We start from the raw sequence: 19,650 nt of genomic DNA, 5'->3' as shown, positions 1-19,650 counted from the left end.
ATGACTATTAAACAAAATATTACCCATAAATTGCTCTTCCCCATTAACGTTGAAGGAAAAGAACGCACCGAAATCACTTTACGCCGTCCAAAGGTAAAAGACGCCGAAGCTACTGATAAAACAGAAGGTGTTGAGCAAACGATAATTATGATTTCACGTCTTTCTGGGTGGCCTGAAGAGGCTGTTGGTGAACTTGATGTCGATGATATGGAAAATATCGGGAAAAAATTGGCGGCTTTTATAAAGCGGCGGGCTACCTAACCTGGGAAACCGCCGCTGAACTCATGGCCGATATTGCTATCGTGTTTCATTGGCCCCTTTCAGAGATGATGGAAATGGAACCTCAAGAGCTCTGGTTTTGGCGCCATAAAGCTGCAGAAAGGTATAAGAAAAAATGAGTAAAACAGTTGCAGATGCTAAGGTGCGATTGACCCTTGAAGACAAGATAACTGCACCCATTAAACGTATTCAAAAGCGTTTGACGGACTTATCAAATAAATTATCAAATAAATTAAGACTCCATCGCCTTATGGCTGCAACACGTAAAATGACAGCAAGCTTAAAAGGGGTCAGCAATGCTCTTGGTACAGTAACCAACCGTGTTTCTATGTTATCAGGAGCATTAGGCCTTGCTGGTGGTGGTCTTGCTGCAAGCTTGACTGCAGTGACTATGAAAACCATGCATATGGGGGATAGTCTTCACCACGCATCGCGTCATTTAGGTATGAGCGTTAAAGATCTTCAGTTATGGGGTGATGCAGCGGATAATTCAGGTTATTCTGCTGAGAAATTCCAACAATCCCTGGCTGTTTTAAACAGGCGTTCAGCACAAGCTTTAGCGGGACAAAAAAGGGGGATTATGGGGTTTCAAGCGCTTGGCATTTCTGTAAAAGATGCCTCTGGAAAGCTTAAATCAAACTCAGACTTGTTGGAAGAAATAACCGACAAGATGAGTAAGATAGACAATCAAGCGCAAAGACAACATATTGCCGCCTTGCTTTTTGGTGGTGATGGTAAGGAAATGGCTGCCATGCTCTCACAAGGTATGGAGCCTATCAAGGAGTTGTTTGAAAAGGCAAAAAAGAGCGGATGGCTTATGGGGGCTGATGTTGCTCACTATGCTGCAGATTTAAATGATAAGCTTGGAGCTTTTAAGAAAAAACTGGGAGGTGTTGCCACTTTTATTGGGGCACGGTTCATGCCGGTAATCAATGATATGATTGATGCCTTTTCAGAGCTGATTGATGAAAACCGTGATCTCATTCAAACAACTGTCGCAAATTGGGCAAAAACCTTAAAGAAAGCTATACAGGATTTACGCGATCCTACTTCTGAATTGAGGCAAAATATCGCAAATATTACTGAAAAAATTAAAGGCTGGTTTAAATGGTTAGAACCACTCACTGGTGAAATAACTCTTTTTAAAATAGGTCTTGCAGCCCTTGTGGCCTTCATTGTGGGGCCACTGGTTTCAGCACTTGCTGTGGTTGGTGCAGCGTTTGTTACATTTGGTACAACTATTGTTACCCTTATTATGGGGCCACTTATAACAGCGATTTACACACTTACTACAGCCTTTTTTACATTTGGTACAGCCATTATGACCACACCTGTTGGGTGGATAGCAGCAGCTATTATAGGGCTTATTGCAGCAGGGGTCGCACTTTATGTCTATTGGGATAAAGTCAAGAAAGTGCTTACTATAGCACTCAATAAGATTTGCGATGCTTTTGTTAAGCTGGGTGACTTCATTATGAAGTATACGCTTATCGGTTATGTCATTAATGGTATTAAGAAGCTTGTTGCAACAGCTGTTTGGCTTTACGAAAATTGGGATGAAGTTATGGCCTCCTGTGGGCGGTTATGGGACTCTCTTGGAGAGACAATTAATCAATTTTTTGATTGGTTTTCTAATCTCAATTTATTTGAAGTCGGTTCCAATCTAATTACGGGACTGTGGGATGGCATTAAAAGCAAATGGAATGCTATGACACAATGGCTTTCTGGTGCGGTGCAAAAATTAATGAGTTGGATGCCTGATTTTGTCAAAGACAAGTTAGGCTTCAACGTTACAGTAAGCAAAAGCACGACCGAGAGTTTAAAGAATCTCACACAAGAGACAACAACATACGCACAAAAGATTATTCATTCAACTGTTGTTCCAAACATCCCTCCTGAGCAACGTGATTACAGAAATGGAGAATATGTTAACGATGGAGGCAAACAACCTTCCGTAGTGGTATTTCAAGCGCCTGAACCGATTATGGCACATAAGGAAAATAAGACGACTAATGTTGATGCATCTATTACGATTAGCGGTTTAAACATCAGTGGGGGCAGCGGTTCACCGCAGGATATTAGTGCTGCTATTAAAAAAGCTCTTGCAGATCAAGCTAGACAGCAACGTTTAGCAATTAACTCAAGTTTATCGGATTAAGCATCATGATGTTAGCATTGGGGGATTTTATTTTTTCCGTTCAAACAGCTGCCTATCAAGAACTTGAGATGACTTATGATGTTCCCTGGGTAGAACAAGGACGTCTAGGCAGTAAAGCAGCGTTTCAGTTGCCGGCCATTGCTAATGTCGAATATTCTTTATCAGGTGTGATTTATCCAAATTTCAAGGGTAGTTACGGTCAATTGGATAGATTGCGGAGCATGGCTCATATGGGACCACATTTGCTGGTAAGTGGAAAAGGCAAAATTTTCGGTAAATTTGTTATTCTTTCCCTAGATGAAAAACAGAGCTTTTTTCGTCTAAACGGTGATCCACGCAAGCAAGAATTCACATTGCAACTGAGAGAATATGGTGGAGACGGAGGCATTTGGTGAGTGATATTTACGTTACCAAAGATGGCGATATGGTTGATGCCATTTGCTGGAGACACTATCCAAAGGGTCAGCAAGCACTGGCTGTTGAGCGTGTTTATGCAGTTAATGATGGACTTGCAAATCTTGGACCCATTTTAAAAGCGGGGATCACAATTGTTTTACCTTCCCTTCCCTACCCTCAAGCAACACCCGTTATTAGGCTCTGGGGCAGAAAACAATGAAGCCTTTCTGCAGAGTGATGTCTAATGGTGAGGATGTCACAAAAGCTTTAATGGATTATGTTTTATCGATTGAAATAACCGATGAGGCAGAAGACAAAAGTGATCGGATTACCATAGAGCTCGATGACCGTGCGCGCATCAGTGATAATGGTTTTTTAGAGATCCCTTTAATTGGAACAGTTATTTCCATAACGCTTGGTTATGAAAATGGTAAAGCCCGTGACATGGGATCCTATCTGATTGATGAAATATCTGTCAGCAGTCCACCACAAAGTTTAAGTGTGACAGGACGTGCAGCTTCTATGAATACGTCTTACCGAACGCCAAAAAGTCAATCTTATCATCAGATAACCTTGGGCAAGATTATTCAAGAGATAGCAACGCGCAATGGCTATATTCCCGAGGTTGATCCTTCTCTTGCAAAAATTGTCGTGCGTCACATTGATCAAACCGGTGAAAGCGACATGGCTTTTGCATCACGTCTTGCTGCAGAATATGACGCTGTAACAAAATCTATGGATAACAGACTTGTTCTGGCCAAACGTGGTGAAGGCAAGGCTATTACTGGAGAGATGCTCCCTGTGGTCACTATTCATGAAAGGATGTGTAGCTCTTGGGATTTTAAATATAATGCACGCGATGAAGCAGGTGAGGCCCAGGGCTTAACATCGGGTGAAGGGGATGATCAAAAAGCAGCATCAGCAGCACAAAACCCAGAGACCATTGAAGAGTATGATGAAGAAACATCCATTCATATGGATGAATCCCCTTTGCGTTCATTAGCTCGTTCAGAAAAAACACTTAAAAAGCAAGACAAAGTTGAAAAGCAAGAGGAAGAAAAGAAAGGAGGTGTGATAGCAACCTATCATGATTTACGCAGTGGTGAAAAGAAAGAGGTCAAAACCGGTCAGGCGCCTTTTCATGAATTAAAATATACCTACCACAATCAATCAGAAGCCGTTGCTGCTATTGCTGCTTATCGTAATAAATCATCACGGGGTAAAGCGACATTTTCGTGTGATATGGGTGGAGATCCGTTCATTCAAACTGAAATGAAGCTTATTCAAGCACCACCTTTCCGTCCTTACATTCCAGAGCAATGGCGCATTAAAAGTGTCAAACATCGGTTGGATACAGCGGGCGGTTATACAACAAGTATCGAGTGTGAACTGTTTAATGAAGCACAAGAAAATACAGCGCAAAATGTCATAAACACCACACCTGATAAAGATGACACAATAGATGATAACGCCCCGCCTCATGCTTATGATGAAGGTGAAGGTGTTATTTATATGGAAGGGGAAGATACATGACAGACATTGTACAGAAATTACTCAGTGGTGACTGTAAAGCACGTACACAAGGTCTGGTGAAATCCTTAGCACAAGAGATTGGGTGTGAAGAAGCTGTCGTTGCTGCGATTATTTCTGTGGAGTCAGATGGTAAAGGTTTTGATGATGAACAGCGTGTAAAAGTCCTTTTTGAAAAACATCAGTTTTATAAGAATTTACCCCCTCATAAGCGTAAACAAGCTATTACAGAAGATCTTGCGAGAGAGAAGTGGATCAGCCCTAAAGATGGGGGATATAAAGAGCAAAAAACCAATACTCAAGCTTTACAATTACTTATTGCAGCTATGACCATTGATGAAGAAGCTGCCTTAAAATCTGCTTCTTATGGTGCTGGTCAAATTATGGGAAATAACTATGGTATCCTTGGTTGGAATAGTGTTCAAGATTTTGTCACCAGCATGTGTTCATGTGAAGATGAACAAATAAGAGCGATGTTTTCTTTTTTCAAAGTCCGTGGTCTTGCTTCAAGTTTACGAGACAAAGATTTTGATGCCATTGCACGCGTTTACAATGGCAGTGGTATGGTCAAAGAATATGGCCGACGCATGCGTAATGCTTATTGTGCTCTCTCAAAAAAATCAGCAGAGGTTAGTAATTCTGTTCGTGCCAATGGTTTACGACTAGGGTGTAAAGGCTACCGTGTTGAAGGATTACAAAAACGTCTTAATGATCTTGGTTATCCTGTTGCCATTGATAGTGATTATGGACCAGATACACGCAGTGCAATCTTTTCATTTCAAGCTGATCATAATTTAGAGGTTGATGGTGTTGTTGGTGCAAAAACTCAAGAAGCACTTGATATAGCCACGCCAATGATTAGTCCCCGTCGCTCTGGTGTCAGCATGGCGGATTTGAGAAAAAAGGGTACAAACATTATTAAAGATGCGGACAAAACCCAAATGGTGGGGGGTGCTGTTGCTGCCAGTTCAACTCTCATAGGAGCAGAACAGATGGGGCTATTTGATAGTCTTAAACTCTCGATAGGAAAAATGAGTTCTATTGTAGAGCCGCTTGTTCATATTGGTAAAGCAATCTCGGATCATTGGTGGATGGCTGCTATTTTTGTAGGATTGATTATTGTTCTCGTCTCAGATCGTGTCAAAAGAACTTATCTAAAAGCTTACAAGAAAGGCAGAGCTATTTAGGAAGTTATTTTAAGAAAAAAGGAGAGCAGCGGATGAAAAGATATTTGGTGATTGTAATAACAGCGTCCATCGCTTTCTTTATAACTTTAGCAAAGGCATTTCGTCTTGGAAAGAAAGTTGAACAGCACAAACAAACAGAAGAATCTTTAAAAGTAGCAACAACAAGGTTGGAAATAGAAAATGAGATTAACAAGAAACGTGATGATGATGTACGTGCTGCTCTCTCTAACTGGGTGCGCGACAAATAAACACGCTTCCTCTTGTCTCGGATGGATGCCTATTTATTTGGATAGAAAAGATCTCAATGCAATCAGTCCAAACTTAGCACGAGACATTTTAAAGCATAATGAACACGGTAAACAGTTGTGTGGATGGAAGCATGTTAACACAAGTTCAAGCCGTTCCTGATACAAAATAAAACTGATCCTTTCCCCATTTTACAGGGGAAAGGTATGATTATATTCCTTTAAATTAAGCGGCTTTTGCAACAGGATCTTCTAAAACACGTTTAGCTTCTTCAACAAGTGTTTTATAATGCTTTCCTTCTTCTACTAATTTAAAAGCCTCAACAAGACGCGCTTGGACGGGACCTAAAATATACCAAGCCTTTTCACCAGGCCCCATACTTTCTAAATAATAGTTTTGTAAATCAAATTGCGTATTACGATCATGATCGAGTTGTAATTGACCTTCAAGTTCCATCCAACGATCAATAATCTTAGCACGTAACACTGTGCTATAACCTGAGATTAAAATAAGGCATTCACGTTTAGGAAGGTTAAAGCAAGGAAGTATACGACCTGTTGAATCTTTGTATGAACTTGCAAAATCACTCAATCCAAATTTGGATTGAGTGCTTTGAGGGTATAATTCTCCAAGAATTTTCCGGATATCACGCATTATATGAGTATGTTGTTTACCACACAAATCCGCAATTTCACGACTGGATATTGTTAGTGTAGTTTGTGGGTTTTTTACTAAATTGTTCATGATGAACTCCTTGATGTAATTAACGTTTGTTAATGACACCCAAAAGGGCGCCGGGTGCTAACAAACACGGCATCAAGTCCGTCGTTATGCTTTCCCCATAAAGGGTATTGTATCGCATAACCACACCCGACAAAGTCATTATATGCTACACGCATACAGTGAGTCAAAGTCTTAATAATGCACGGAAGACTGATTATTTCGGTAACCAATCCGCTTGATGTTTTAAGGTGTTTGTTAAGCACCTGGTCCGTGTATAAACGTATTCTCTTAATTGTGTCAAGTCGTTCCTGATATAAATGTAGCCCACTGTTCTAAGAGAGCATGTCGTTGTTCTAAAAAATCTGTTCTCATATAAGCTTTTGTCACTGAACTACCAACTGAATGAGCAAGGACCGTCTCTGCAATCTCAAATGGTGTTGATGTTGTTTCTGCTATCCAATCCCGTAAGCTTGAGCGAAAACCGTGAGGACGATACTTTAAACCACAAGAGGCCATATACTTTGACATACTCATATCCGAAATCGGGGTGCCTTTAAGACCAGAAAATAAAAAACCATTTTTTTCAAAGGGGAGAGCTTTTTCAATGACTCTCAAAGCTTCATTACTTAGCGGTACGCGAAAGTCTGAAACTTTTCCTACAATACCCTTCATATTTTCTTTTGGTATTGTCCATATATTTTTATCAATTTGCTCAAGACGTAAATATCGCAAGGGATATGACCGTACTCCAGTCAAAATTAGCAATTTCAGCGCTAAGTTTGAAAGGAGATCATCATTTAAGGATTGATAAAAAGCTGGAACTTCCCGCCAAGGCATAGCAGGAATATTTGTTGATATAGCGCGTGACTTTCCCAAAAGGGCGCGTGCTTTCATACAAGCTTGTAAATCAACATCCAAGCCAAGAGCGGCGGCATATTTTAAGCAAATATTGATACGGTTAAGTACTTTTCGCGCTGTATCTCCTTTTTTATGCCAAAGTGGAGCAAGAACATTGCGAATAATATTCGCTGTTAATTTTTCTACAGGAAGATTACCTATATGTGGAATAACGTGTAACTCTAGTGGAGAAAACCAACGACCATTTTTACCTTCATTTTTCAACTCAGCTTTTTTACTCTCAAAAGCTGCTTGAGCAATTTCTTGAAAAACATTACTTTGCTGTTTTAAAATACTTTGTTCTCGAAATACAATAGGATCGTTGCCACCCTTAAGAATATCACTATAATGTTTAGCAAGTTCGCGTGCTTCCTTTAAAGAAGTTTTTGTAACAGGACCAAGCCCCATTTCACGGCGTTTATTGCGGTATGTATAACGAAAAAACCAACCGCGTGTATTGTCTTTTCGAACATTTAACCATAAGCCTGCTCCATCACAATACTTACCCTGAGGAGATGTCTTTACAAACGATGCTGTTAACCTATGAATCGCCCTCATTTACCCCTCCTTTTCGACCACCTTTTTGACCACCTTTAATTTTTGATATCAGATTTTTTATTTAATCATTAATTTTCTTACTGAATCATAAAAAGCTATATACAGCAACACGTCTTTGCACATTTTTATGTGATTGGATTCTACTTGCTAAGGACTGATTCGCCCTCTGGGGGCACCAGTTTATTTTAATAAATCAAGTATAATCGACATATTATTATATTTGCAAATTTATCTTTTATTGCCTAATTTTTTAATGCGTTAGACTATTAATACATTTAAATTGTATTGCGTTAGTCGACTGATCATCTTTTTCATTATATTCTTTGTTGAGGTTATGAATACTAATAACCCACGCTATCAGAGCAAAATTCTAGAAATAACACTTACCGCTCTATTTCATAATAAAAAGCATTTTGCTATTTTTTAATAAAGCAATGCCTCATTTTAAGTTGTTGCTTTCAGTATTCAAAATTCATAAGTACAACAACATTCTTCAGCTATAGCCTTTTAGATATATACTAATAATAACTACACGATTTAAAGTATGCTTTTTTACAAAGAGAAGATCAAGACTCTCACAATAAGTAATAATTTCTGGAATAGATGATATGGATGTTTTGACATACTTTTATTTTTATCACATACAACCGTCCAACCACCTTTAATCAATGACCATATTAAAACATTTTTATGAACATCTCTGTAACAAATAACATAGGCCATTTGCAAATATTTGATTTTCAGGCGTAAAAGTTTCACATTACACTGCAATACAGGCCCAGCTACTTTGAAGATCATTCAATCGTGATTTAATATTAGTAAAGTTCCCTGTAAATACAACAAAGCTATCCAGAGTACCAGAAAATTTCTTGTATCTAATGTCAGCCAATCGCTTTTTGAGTATTTCTACATTTTGATAAGATGTCATTTACAATTCTCTGTTTGCACATACCTTTTTCAAAATTGACCAAGCTGCATATTCCTGTAAAACTGTACTTAAAAGCGGACGCGTGTAAGGGAAAGTAATCAGATCATCGCTATAACCTTGAACTCGAACAGTCATTGTAGCACGACCGAGATCTTCTTTTTGGTTTTCTAATATCTCTAAAGAAGGATGACAAGCTGATTTCAGCCTAAAGTTGTAGAATAGCTTTTATGTTTTTTTCTGTTGGCTGAAAATATTTTAAAAAGTGTGGATCATTGGCTAACCAATGAACCTCTGCATGTATTGCTAATTGTTCGCGAGCAGTAGTGATCCCTGCCCCAACCAAATATTGACGAAACTGATTTTCAAATTGTTCAATTAAATGCCTTGCTAAAGGCGTAGATGACTGACCAATGAGTTGCACAATAACATAAGAACTTTTCCATAAAAAATGCCGTTCAAACGGCACATTAGCAAAAAAACAATCAACCCAACTTGCAATTGTGCTTTCGTCATTCCCAATTAAAGTCCAAATATGTTTAGCATATGACACAGTAGAACGTTTTTGAACATTTTGTTCTAAATAATCTTCTAAAAGCGATAGAGCTTGTGTGGGAGGTCCAGGCAAAGCTACAAGAGAACTTTCTCCATAGGAGAGATAAAATCCAGGTGCTGTACCAGTAGGATTGTCAAGAACTTTTGCTGTTTCAGGAAACAATGCTTGACGTGCATTACTTGTATCCGGCACGATACCTAACTGTTGCAATTGACCTCTTATTGTTTGCCAAACTGTTTCATGATGAATCAATGGTTGTTGCACAGCTTGGGCAATTGCATCGCGCGTTTTGTCGTCAGATGTTGGCCTTAATCCTCCACGGAGAATAATCAAGTCTTCCTGCCTGAGACAAACAATGACCGTTTCACTAATTTGCTGTAATTGATCTGCACAAACGAAATGGCGGGTAACTTGGATATTTCTCTTTTCTAAGCTCTAACTTAAATCTTGCAAATTTGTATTTAAATATTGCCCTGAAAGAAGTTCATCACCAACAGTTATAATTGCTGCACGACAAACGGGTGTAGGGTTCACAATAAAACTGACAACAGCTTTAGCCATTTGACGTGTAGATGCTAAACCGCCTAGATCATAAGTTACGCTTTTTCCAACACGAATAACTTGATCAACACTATGAGATAGTTGTTGAGAAGCGTCCTTAAAACCCAAATGATCTAAGAGTAAAGCAGTGGTATACAGCATCGCAGATGGATTCGCTTTATTCTGCCCAACAATACATGATGCACTTCCGTGAACGGGTTCAAAACAAGCAATTTGACTTCCCACATTTGCACTAGGAACTAATCCTAATCCACCCATAACCCCAGCAGCAATATTGGATAGAATGTCAGCAAATATATTTTCAGCAACAATAACGCCAAAATGTTCTGGCTTTGTTACAAGCCATAACGCAACTGTATCAACATTATGAATATCTGCTTTGATTTCTGGATAATTTTGGCAATTTGTTCAAAAATTTCTTGTGCAAATTGACCACTTTCTCGCATAATATTTGGTCTATTGGCAAAAGTGATGCGTGAAAAACCATGTATCCGCGCATAAGAAAAAGCATATTCAAATAACCGCTCTAAACCAAAGCATGTCTGTAAACGCACTGTCCATGCTGCTTCATCAAAGCCATGTTTTTCTAAATTGAGATGTTTTAACCACGTCGCTGTTTCGGCAGCTATACCGCGAAAATCTAATCCTGCATATAAACCTTCTGTATTTTCTCTGATAACACAAAAATTAAAGGGCTTTTTCGAACGAATAATATATTTTACAGGTCGTACATTAGCAAACAAACCTAATTTTTGACGAAGCTGAATAACAGGTGAAACATATGTGGGATTTTTCTCTCTTAAATGCGGTACAAGCTCTTTTAAAGCAGCATCATTTCCTTTACTGGTAACAGTCCCAAGCAAAATAGCATCGCTTTTAGCAATTTTTCTCCAAGTAGCTTTAGGTACAGGATCCCCCTCTTGTTTCCAACATTCCCAGCCAACATCGCCATAGGTTAATTCAATCGGCAACTTAAACTGTTCTAAAACCATCAGCGCAGCATCACAAATCTCTGGCCCAATTCCATCACCAGGTAACACAAGAACTTTCTTTTTCATAAATCCATTATCCATTCATTAACAATCGCATGTACCATAGAAAATTATCTTCCCATAGGCGATATCAGCATTAGGGGTGAACTTATATTCATGGTCCGAACTGTGATTTGTGCTTGATTGTCTACAGTTGTAAGCTGTGATTTTTCCCAACTAAAGATAAAAATTTTCCACCATATTTGATCATTTCACCCTCGTATTCATATTTAAAAGCAATCGAAATCTCTTTTGCATACATTCATGTGTGAAAACCAATCTCTAAAAGCAAAATATCTCTTGTTTCTTGTACTAACTGCGTTACAGTATTCGGCAAAAAAACTTTATTAGAATTAGCTAAATAAAAAAAATCCTGGCTCCATAATTAACCGCTTCCATTAGCTGCGCGATATAAATAGCTTATCAAGCTGACTTATTCTCATAACATTGACACTAACACACAACCCTAAAAAGCTAGCATAACGGATACAAAGTGCAAATGTAGATTCAATAGCATTGTTATCCAGAAACAGCAGTAAGAGTACTGTCATAAAAACTTTGGATTCACGAATATCTGTTTGAGTGATATGTGCGGCTGCGCAATAATGATAAGCTTAGTATTAGGTATAACATTGTATGAAATTAGGCGTAATCATTGCGTAAAAACATATGCTTATGCTAACCATAGGTTTAAATGAACTTTTATGATAACCAACCTCAATATATTCAACATGAATTTCTATCAGATTTAATATATCCAATTATATATTTCAATGAAAAGAAATTGATCCACTATTTTCCATCGCACAAAATAATATCAAAATGTTTAAGCATAAATCCTCCCATTATATTCCTTAATTTGGTTTATGATTTTATCTCCAAAGTCATAAAATAATTTGCTTTTCGAATATAAATGATAAAACCCACTAGGCAATATGTAGCCAATAAAATTGCTACAACCCATGGAATATGTCCAGATATTTTTCCGATAATTGCGGCACTTAATGCAGCACTACCCAATTGCAAAGCTCCCATAACGCCAGATGCTGCTCCAGCAGTGTGTGAATGAGATGAAATAGCCAATGCAGTTCCCAACGGCAATAAAAAACCATTACCAAAGGTAATAATAGAAACGGTTATTAAGCTTGTCACAAGTGGCCACGGACTTACAAATATTTGTAAAGCAAACAATATTCCCCCTATGACAAAAATAATATACCCACGCCGTACAGTTTGTTCTATAGCCTCTCGCTTGAGAAACTTTCTCGCAACTAAATTACCTAAGATATAAGTTAAAGAAACACCAATGTAACTATAACCAATGTAGATAGACGACAGACCTAAAGTTGTTAGGAAAAAAGGCGATTCTACGATATAAGCAAAATAAGTCGCGTAAGCAAAACACGGAATAAGTGCATAAAAAAGAAACTGTTTATTTTTTAGAACCCCGAAACTATTCTTAATGAGTCCTATAGGAGTAAAAGATTGACGTTTTATAGGCGGTAAAGTCTCTGTCAGTACAGAGCAACATAATACAATAGTTAAGAGTATAAAAAGACTTAAAAAGATAAAAGTCGCCTGCCAATGAAAAGTCTGTAATAATATTCCCCCAATGAATGGTGCGAGCGCTGGTGATGCTCCTACAAAAGGAAAGATAACTAGATAAAGTTTTCCCGCTTCTTTTTTATCCAATAAATCATTGATAATAGCACGACTTAAAACAATCCCTGCACAAGCTCCAAAACCATGCAAAAAACGTAATACAAGTAAAGTCTGAAAAGTATCTGCATAAACTATACCAAGTGTTGTAAACAACCATAAAAATAAACCAAATAACAGTGTCTTTTTACGCCCAAAATTATCGCTAAAAGGCCCATAGATTAGTTGCCCAGAAGCTAATGCCAATAAAAAAATTGCTATTGTACTTTGAATTTGAGATTCAGTAACTTGGTAATGATAACGCATATCCCTAAGTGCAGGCAAAAAGATATCCGTAGAAATCAAACCACCTACTGATAAACATACAATAAGTATAATAAATACCAATATAGGTCTATAATTCATAAAAAACGTACTTTATTATTCAAAATTTAAATTTATTAATAATAAGATATAATTTTTATTTTACTATAATATTGTATTTATACTTATTTGAATTGTATTTATTTTTATATATAAATAAAATTCTTGTAATAATGCATTAATTTCATACAATAAAATTGCTCTTCATTATTCTACAAATAAAAAAATAATTTATATTATTTACAATTTAATATTATAAATTTCAATTATATTGTGTTATTATATACTTCAATAATTGACTTTAAAGTAAAATTACACCATAAATCCTAAGATTATAAGTAATTATCCACCATTATTAAATACCTAAATAAAAATAATAGCTTTATTGATAACCATTACTTTCCATTTTGGGAAAGAAAATTTGAAACTTCATCACAAAGAAAAAATCTCAAGCTAGAAAGTATTTTAGTTCTAATTTTTAATAATCTTATTCCTCAAAGAGATGCGGATTTTCAAAAGAAAGCTTTTCTCGTGCTTTTTGTAAGCGCTTAATGACTTCATCAATCTTTGACGTAAAACAAGAAGATTCTTGGTCGTTCAATAGGCGTTGTTTTTCTCTTCCTTCACAGAAACACTGCATCTGAGATTGAAGCGTTCTAATTTCCTGAAATAAAAAACGACTTGTTTCTTTAAAATTATTATTCAATGAAAATAATTGATCAGAAATTGATATTAAAGCTTGTTTTAAAAAGCGCTCATGTTCTTGACGCTTACGATATTCTAAAATAAGAGCGTAACTCATCTCATCTAACTGCTTTTTAGTGACATCAATTTGACGCAATAAATCTGGACTTTTTCCTTTGCTATCTTTTTTTACCTTCAAAAGCATAGCATAAACATCTAGCAGCTTAACCGCAGAATAAGATAAATAATCAACTAATGTAGATGTGTTAACATAGTGCTTTTTTGTAACCATCACAAACCCACCTAATGATTGGCTTTACAAAATTATCCCACTATTCATTTAGTACCTTATAAAATTATTCTAAAAAAAGTGCTAAAATACCGTCTAAAATATTGTTTTTAATTCATCGATATTAGACATTATGCTTTCTAAGCTTCACATCTAATAATCAGTTAAAGGAGACAAAAGGTGTATAGGTGCAGAAAGAATAAAGTCTGTTGTTTTTTTCAAAAAATGACCACTATCAGCAAAAATCTCTTGACCAGGTGATAATTCTGTACCCTGCATAATCGCTGAAGCTAAAGAACCCTCCCTAGAAAGAGCCATTAATGTCGGAGAAGACGCAAATACACTATGCGCCCCACCATCAACATCAGAAAAATCTAAAACTGCTATTTTATTCTTACGCAATATTTCGATACTTGAACCATCCCCTACACGAGCGTGCCCACCCGTAAGACGTCTTGACAAAGCGAGAGCCTTATCTTTACGAGATACTAAAATAGCTGTTGGATGAGGCAATTTTTTAATATCATGAAGTTGGCGTTCAAATACATCAAGATCAATATCTGGTGCAGCCATCAAGAAACTTGTAATACGGTAAATTGGTTTATATTTTTTCTGCAAGGCTAAAGTTCTGAATGCTTCCATGATAACGAAATTGCCCATAGAATGCGCAATAACCGAAATCTGATCAGCTGATGTTTCGCTGATAACTGTTAAGAGCTCTATTAGCCCGTCACGTGCAAAATTAGCACTATCACGATCATAAATATAAAAAGGCACGGATCCAGCAGAGGGCCACGAATAATGCACAGCAACTGCATCTAAAGAATAATCATAAGAAAATTGAGCTGTGCGGAATGTGCCATCTGCAAAATTATTATTATAACCATGAATAAAAAGGAAAATTTCTTTTTTTCCTTTTGGTTTTTTTGCTAACGCAAGATTTAATTGCTGTTTAAATCGTTCTTTATTATCATATTGTCGCAAAGCCACTGCTGTAAAATATTTATCGAGGCTGGGTTTATACGCATTTTTTTCAACGATACCTTTCATATGCTGTTGAGGAATTCCTACATCAACACGATTATAATACACTCTATTTGATCGCTCTGCCCCATAAGGTTGAGAATAATTATCTTGGGCCCTGCGGCTTGTTGCAACATACACTGGAACGATAGCTTTCGGAGAAATTAATCCGCCTTCAACTTCTCGTTGTGTAGCAATCATAGATGGTGTTGCATTTATCCCATGCCAAAGCACAGCACGCTGGTTGGTACACGCTATAAGTAAAGTGGCGCAAATAAAAAATATTACACATTTTAAAAATATTTTCATTACAACACCACCCAATCTTATCAAAAAGAGAGCTCATACTTTAAATTTATAGTAAAAAAAATGACTTTTAACGAACTGAAATAGAATTACTATTAGAAAATGTATTATAATAAAATAGATAAAGAAGGAATTTTTGTGTTCATCCACACTTCACAATAATAACAGAAAATGCAAATGAATAATAATAGAGAAGATAAATGGTTCTGCGAGAGAGCAAAGCAGGTTTTATCAATATGAATCAATTACATAAAATTGTGCAAAAATGCATTATTATGTATGGCTTTTTATGATTCAATAAGAAAATTAATGATTAAATAAAAAATCTCATATCAAAAATTAAAGGTGGTCTAGAAGGAGGGGTAAAATGAGGGCGATTCATAGGTTATCAGCATTGTTTGTAAAGACATCTCCTCAGGGTAAATATTGTGATGGAGCAGGCTTATGGCTGAATGTTCGAAAAGATAATACACGCGCTTGGTTTTTTCGTTATACATACTGCAATAAACACCATCAAATGGGGCTTTGGTTCTGTTACAAAAACTTCTTTAAAAGAGGCACGCGAGCTTGCTAGACATTATAGCGATATTCTTAAAGACGGCATGATTCTATCGTATTTCGAGAACAAAGCATTTTAAAATAACAAAGCAATATTTTTCAAGAAATTGCTTAAGCGGCTTTTGAAAGTAAAAAAGCTGAGTTAAAAAATGAAGGGAAAAATGGTCGTTGGTTTTCTCCACTAGAGTTACACGTTATTCCACATATTAGGTAATCTTCCTATAGAAAAATTAACAGCGAATATTATTCGTAATGTTCTTACTCCACTTTGGCATAAAAAAGGAGATACAGCGCGAAAAGTACTTAACCGTATCAATATTTGCTTAAAATATGCCGCCGCTCTTGGCTTGGATGTTGATTTACAAGCTTGTATGAAAGCACGCGCTCTTTTAGGAAAGTCACGCGCTATATCAACAAATATTCCTGCTATGCCATGGCGGGAAGTTCCGGCTTTTTATCAAAACTTAAATGATGATCTCCTTTCAAATTTAGCACTGAAATTACTGATTTTGACTGGAGTACGGTCATATCCCTTGCGATATTTGCGTCTTGAGCAAATTGATAAAAATATATGGACGATACCAAAAGAAAATATGAAGGGTATTGTAGGAAAAGTTTCAGACTTTCGCGTACCGCTAAGTAATGAAGTTTTAAGAGTCATTGAAAAAGCTCTCTCCTTTGAAAAAAAGGGTTTTCTATTTTCTGGTCTTAAAGGCACCCCGATTTCTGATGCAAGCATGGCAAAACATATGAAACTTTGTGGTTTAAAGTATCGTCCTCATGGTTTTCGCTCAAGCTTACGGGATTGGATAGCAGAAACAACATCAACACCATTTGAGATTGCAGAAACGGTCCTTGCTCATTCAGTTGGTAGTTCAGTGACAAAAGCTTACATGCGAACAGATTTTTTAGAACAACGACATGCTCTCTTAGAACAGTGGGCTACATTTGTATCAAAAATCGTTTGAAAAAATTCCAAATGATGAGTCTTTTTCTTCATTTTAAAGAACAAAAGTTGAGCAATGTTTGCACGACATTGCTCGCTTTTAAGTCAAAGAGTTTCAAAGAGAATTTTTAAAGTGTTATTTGTATATAATAGTTAGCTTTTACAATAATATAGGATGTTTGTTAGTTTATTATATTAGTTTTATGATTCGATATTTCTGCTTGCTGGAGGGATAATGGTAAAAACTACAAAAGTTTCTTTGAAAAAACTTAAACTTGATCCAGAAAACCCTAGAATTTCTGTACCATCAAATGAAAAGGATGCTATAAATTCTCTTTGCGATACAGAACAAATTACGGAATTGGCTAAAGATATTGCCGAAAACGGGATATCTCCATGTGAAAAATTTATCGTATTGCAAGATAGAGAAAAGTATATTGTTTTAGAAGGTAACCGGCGACTAATTGCACTTAAGTTTATTGATAATCCAAATTTAGCTCCAGAACGCTTCTTCAAAAAAATTAGCAAGTATAGTGCAAACCGTAAAGTTCGAATAAGTTCTGTAGAATGTATGATTGTTTCTAATAGAAAAGAGGCTAATCACTGGATAGAGATAAAACATTTAGGTCAAAATAAAGGAAAAGGTGTGAAACAATGGAATGCTATACAAAAAGCACGTCAGTCCCAATCAAGTCCGGATAGATTTGCATGCCTATTATTCGATCATCTATTAGAAGACCCTTCACAATACTATAATATTAGCACTGTGACACGCTTTATTTCAAAACCGATTTTTTCTGAATATACTGGAATTGATTATGATCAGGAGAAAGACAAGGTAATCTTTCCATCCTATGAAGAAAATTCTGCGCTTGATAATTGTCTGAAACAATTTGTACAAGATATGCTTGAAGGGAAGATAAATTCTCGTACCCACAATAGTAAAAAAAGCATTGAAAAATATTTCGAACTATTATTTCGAAGATTCAAGCTGACTAAGGTTTATTCTAGAAATGATTCTAGAAGAAGCAAGGATAAAAAAGAAACAAAACATTCTGAAGAACAATATAGACTATTATTTAACAATGATGCGAATAAAAATGAAAATTGTCAAAAACAAAAATTATCTTGTTATGATGAAGAAATTGCGAAACAATTGACTAAATTAGGTTATATAAAACTTATTAGCATATATTCTTCAGTAAAAAAATTAAATATTCACGCGGATACACCTCTTTTGTATATGGCATTTAATTGTTTATTCGAAGCGCTCACGGGTATATTAGGTCGTCCAAAAGATGTATCTTTTGATACGTTTTTAAAGAACCACTCATTATTAAAAACTATATTTGATAATACAAACTGTATACGGGACAATAAAAAAGATACTTTAGCTACTCTAACAAAGGTCAGAAAACAAACAAACATAGCTAAACATGCTCTCTTCGCAGCACCTTTAAGTTATGAACAAATTGTCAGTGATATGCAAGTATTAAAGCCATTGTTAATGCTGTTAATCAATGAAGCATGTAAGAACAAGCCACATGAGAATCAAGAAAATGTTTCAGCCACTGCTGTCCAATATAAACAAAATACGATGACATGATTTTTTCTAATACTGTAGGGGTTGAGAAAGATGGTTTGTAGTTATTCTCCATTAAGGTATCCGGGTGGCAAGACTGCACTCTATGGAAAAGTCAAAGAAATCTTTGAGACAAATGGATTAAACGGATGTTCTTATCGTGAACCTTTTGCTGGTGGTGGCGGATTGGCTCTAAAACTTCTTTTAAATGGTGATGTGAAAGATATTTACATTAATGATATTGACCCGTTTATTTGGAGTTTTTGGCATTGTGTTTTATACAAGACAGAAGAATTAATAGAAAAGATTAACACGACAACTATTAACTTAGAAGAATGGTACAAACAAAAAGAAATTTCTCCTGAAAAAGCAGATGTGCTTTCTGTAGGGTTTGCTACTCTCTTTTTGAATCGAACAAACAGATCAGGAATTATTAAAAATGCTGGTCCCATCGGAGGAAAAAAGCAAGCTGGGAATTACAAAATAGACTGTAGATTCAATAAAGAAAATTTAATTAGTCGAATTAGAAACATAAGCGCACAAAAAGATAGGATACATTTAACGCAGCTAGATGCACAGGAATTTTTGCTACGTTATGGAACAGACAAAGATGAAAATATTTGCCTTTATATAGATCCCCCATACTTCAAAAAAGGAAAAGGACTGTATACTTCATTTTATAAAACTAAAGATCACCATCATTTAGAAAATACCATTTCTAAACATGTAAATGCTCTTTGGTTAATTACTTATGACAATGTAGAAGAAGTTAAATTCTTGTACGATCAATATTCTAAAATAGAATTTAATATACGGTATTCTCTACAAAATAAGAGAAAAGCTCAAGAACTGATGATTTTCTCACCTAAAATCAAAATTCCACAATCACTAGAACAGAATACAACATCACTTTGCAATGCGGCTTAACTGTTTTCATAAATAAAATCTAAACTTGCATATTTTTATATAAGCTTGGTTATTTTTTCCATATTTTAAAGGAGAGGTTTGGTGGATCTAATTCTTTGAGAACTATGTGTTTTAAATATGTAAAATACTATCCATTGCATCTATGAGATGCCAAAATTAAGAAACAATAAAAAGATTATAAATACTATTCACTTGAAAGCGGGCGTATCAAATATAATCACAAAATATCTTTTCACCCACAGTTCTCTCCTCTGCACTTAAAGAGA

14 protein-coding genes and 3 pseudogenes are annotated in these 19,650 nt (G+C 36.1%); 11 read left to right on the top strand and 6 right to left on the bottom strand.

The annotated features are described in order from the left end of the window. From BWD162_RS02480 to BWD162_RS02445, 8 genes are read left to right on the top strand one after another with little or no spacing between them, the layout of a single operon-like run. Entirely contained in the window at window positions 1-261 is a 261-nt protein-coding gene (locus BWD162_RS02480; protein WP_078663273.1) for a phage tail assembly protein, read from the top strand. Window positions 262-284: 23 nt separating this feature from the next. Next, window positions 285-398, top strand: a complete 114-nt coding sequence (locus BWD162_RS08140; protein ID WP_078663274.1) for a GpE family phage tail protein — start codon at window positions 285-287, stop codon at window positions 396-398. After that, window positions 395-2,437, top strand: a complete 2,043-nt coding sequence (locus BWD162_RS02470) for a phage tail tape measure protein (RefSeq protein ID WP_078705294.1) — start codon at window positions 395-397, stop codon at window positions 2,435-2,437. The genes BWD162_RS08140 and BWD162_RS02470 overlap by 4 nt, the downstream gene beginning before the upstream one ends. Window positions 2,438-2,442: 5 nt before the next feature. Then, complete coding sequence (locus tag BWD162_RS02465) at window positions 2,443-2,832, top strand: phage tail protein (RefSeq protein ID WP_078705293.1); 390 nt, start codon at window positions 2,443-2,445, stop codon at window positions 2,830-2,832. Beyond that, the gene (locus BWD162_RS02460; protein ID WP_078705292.1) at window positions 2,829-3,053 is read left to right on the top strand and encodes a tail protein X; all 225 of its coding nucleotides are present in this window, start codon (window positions 2,829-2,831) and stop codon (window positions 3,051-3,053) included. The genes BWD162_RS02465 and BWD162_RS02460 overlap by 4 nt, the downstream gene beginning before the upstream one ends. Next, window positions 3,050-4,366 carry a contractile injection system protein, VgrG/Pvc8 family gene (locus BWD162_RS02455; RefSeq protein ID WP_078705291.1) on the top strand — a complete coding sequence of 439 codons (1,317 nt, stop codon included), beginning with the start codon at window positions 3,050-3,052 and terminating at the stop codon, window positions 4,364-4,366. The genes BWD162_RS02460 and BWD162_RS02455 overlap by 4 nt, the downstream gene beginning before the upstream one ends. After that, window positions 4,363-5,550, top strand: a complete 1,188-nt coding sequence (locus BWD162_RS02450) for an N-acetylmuramidase domain-containing protein (protein WP_078705290.1) — start codon at window positions 4,363-4,365, stop codon at window positions 5,548-5,550. Before BWD162_RS02455 ends, BWD162_RS02450 begins: the two co-directional genes overlap by 4 nt. A gap of 32 nt (window positions 5,551-5,582) precedes the next feature. Next, complete coding sequence (locus BWD162_RS02445) at window positions 5,583-5,798, top strand: hypothetical protein (RefSeq protein WP_078663281.1); 216 nt, start codon at window positions 5,583-5,585, stop codon at window positions 5,796-5,798. 436 nt (window positions 5,799-6,234) lie between these two features. Here the strand turns inward: BWD162_RS02445 and BWD162_RS07855 are convergent. The 6 genes and pseudogenes from BWD162_RS07855 to BWD162_RS02410 all read right to left on the bottom strand — a co-directional run. Then, a pseudogene (locus tag BWD162_RS07855) lies at window positions 6,235-6,540 on the bottom strand (Rha family transcriptional regulator); the annotation flags it as partial. 276 nt (window positions 6,541-6,816) lie between these two features. Then, complete coding sequence (locus tag BWD162_RS02430; RefSeq protein WP_078705287.1) at window positions 6,817-7,974, bottom strand: tyrosine-type recombinase/integrase; 1,158 nt, start codon at window positions 7,972-7,974, stop codon at window positions 6,817-6,819. 924 nt (window positions 7,975-8,898) lie between these two features. Continuing rightward, a pseudogene (locus BWD162_RS08185) lies at window positions 8,899-11,074 on the bottom strand (isocitrate/isopropylmalate family dehydrogenase). Between the two features lie 837 nt (window positions 11,075-11,911). Next, complete coding sequence (locus tag BWD162_RS02420; protein ID WP_078705286.1) at window positions 11,912-13,111, bottom strand: multidrug effflux MFS transporter; 1,200 nt, start codon at window positions 13,109-13,111, stop codon at window positions 11,912-11,914. Between the two features lie 445 nt (window positions 13,112-13,556). Continuing rightward, on the bottom strand, window positions 13,557-14,045 hold the full coding sequence (locus BWD162_RS02415; protein ID WP_078705285.1) for a hypothetical protein: 489 nt from the start codon (window positions 14,043-14,045) through the stop codon (window positions 13,557-13,559). Between the two features lie 150 nt (window positions 14,046-14,195). Further along, window positions 14,196-15,374, bottom strand: coding sequence for an alpha/beta hydrolase (locus BWD162_RS02410; RefSeq protein ID WP_078706120.1), 1,179 nt, complete (start codon window positions 15,372-15,374; stop codon window positions 14,196-14,198). A 364-nt stretch (window positions 15,375-15,738) separates the two neighbouring features. On the opposite strand from BWD162_RS02410, the pseudogene BWD162_RS02405 reads away from it, so the two are divergent. The 3 genes and pseudogenes from BWD162_RS02405 (at window position 15,739) to BWD162_RS02395 (ending at window position 19,384) form a co-directional block, all read left to right on the top strand. After that, a pseudogene (locus tag BWD162_RS02405) lies at window positions 15,739-16,897 on the top strand (tyrosine-type recombinase/integrase). Window positions 16,898-17,110: 213 nt separating this feature from the next. Further along, on the top strand, window positions 17,111-18,481 hold the full coding sequence (locus tag BWD162_RS02400; RefSeq protein WP_078705284.1) for a hypothetical protein: 1,371 nt from the start codon (window positions 17,111-17,113) through the stop codon (window positions 18,479-18,481). A 30-nt stretch (window positions 18,482-18,511) separates the two neighbouring features. Then, window positions 18,512-19,384, top strand: a complete 873-nt coding sequence (locus BWD162_RS02395; protein WP_078705283.1) for a DNA adenine methylase — start codon at window positions 18,512-18,514, stop codon at window positions 19,382-19,384. Window positions 19,385-19,650 lie beyond the last annotated feature (266 nt).

It is taken from the genome of Bartonella sp. WD16.2, from assembly GCF_002022505.1.
Taxonomy (GTDB): Bacteria; Pseudomonadota; Alphaproteobacteria; order Rhizobiales; family Rhizobiaceae; genus Bartonella.
The sequence above is the reverse complement of the archived record's forward strand: the minus strand, read 5'-3'. Positions and strand labels throughout refer to the sequence as shown.

Bases quoted from the DNA above. Each gene is read 5' to 3' on its own strand.
- BWD162_RS02420 (WP_078705286.1), bottom strand. From the start codon at position 13,111: ATGAATTATAGACCTATATTGGTATTTATTATACTTATTGTATGTTTA.
- BWD162_RS02445 (WP_078663281.1), top strand. From the start codon at position 5,583: ATGAAAAGATATTTGGTGATTGTAATAACAGCGTCCATCGCTTTCTTT.
- BWD162_RS02465 (WP_078705293.1), top strand. From the start codon at position 2,443: ATGATGTTAGCATTGGGGGATTTTATTTTTTCCGTTCAAACAGCTGCC.
- BWD162_RS02450 (WP_078705290.1), top strand. From the start codon at position 4,363: ATGACAGACATTGTACAGAAATTACTCAGTGGTGACTGTAAAGCACGT.
- BWD162_RS02400 (WP_078705284.1), top strand. From the start codon at position 17,111: ATGGTAAAAACTACAAAAGTTTCTTTGAAAAAACTTAAACTTGATCCA.
- BWD162_RS02410 (WP_078706120.1), bottom strand. From the start codon at position 15,374: ATGAAAATATTTTTAAAATGTGTAATATTTTTTATTTGCGCCACTTTA.
- BWD162_RS02415 (WP_078705285.1), bottom strand. From the start codon at position 14,045: ATGGTTACAAAAAAGCACTATGTTAACACATCTACATTAGTTGATTAT.
- BWD162_RS02395 (WP_078705283.1), top strand. From the start codon at position 18,512: ATGGTTTGTAGTTATTCTCCATTAAGGTATCCGGGTGGCAAGACTGCA.
- BWD162_RS02430 (WP_078705287.1), bottom strand. From the start codon at position 7,974: ATGAGGGCGATTCATAGGTTAACAGCATCGTTTGTAAAGACATCTCCT.
- BWD162_RS02480 (WP_078663273.1), top strand. From the start codon at position 1: ATGACTATTAAACAAAATATTACCCATAAATTGCTCTTCCCCATTAAC.
- BWD162_RS02470 (WP_078705294.1), top strand. From the start codon at position 395: ATGAGTAAAACAGTTGCAGATGCTAAGGTGCGATTGACCCTTGAAGAC.
- BWD162_RS08140 (WP_078663274.1), top strand. From the start codon at position 285: ATGGCCGATATTGCTATCGTGTTTCATTGGCCCCTTTCAGAGATGATG.
- BWD162_RS02455 (WP_078705291.1), top strand. From the start codon at position 3,050: ATGAAGCCTTTCTGCAGAGTGATGTCTAATGGTGAGGATGTCACAAAA.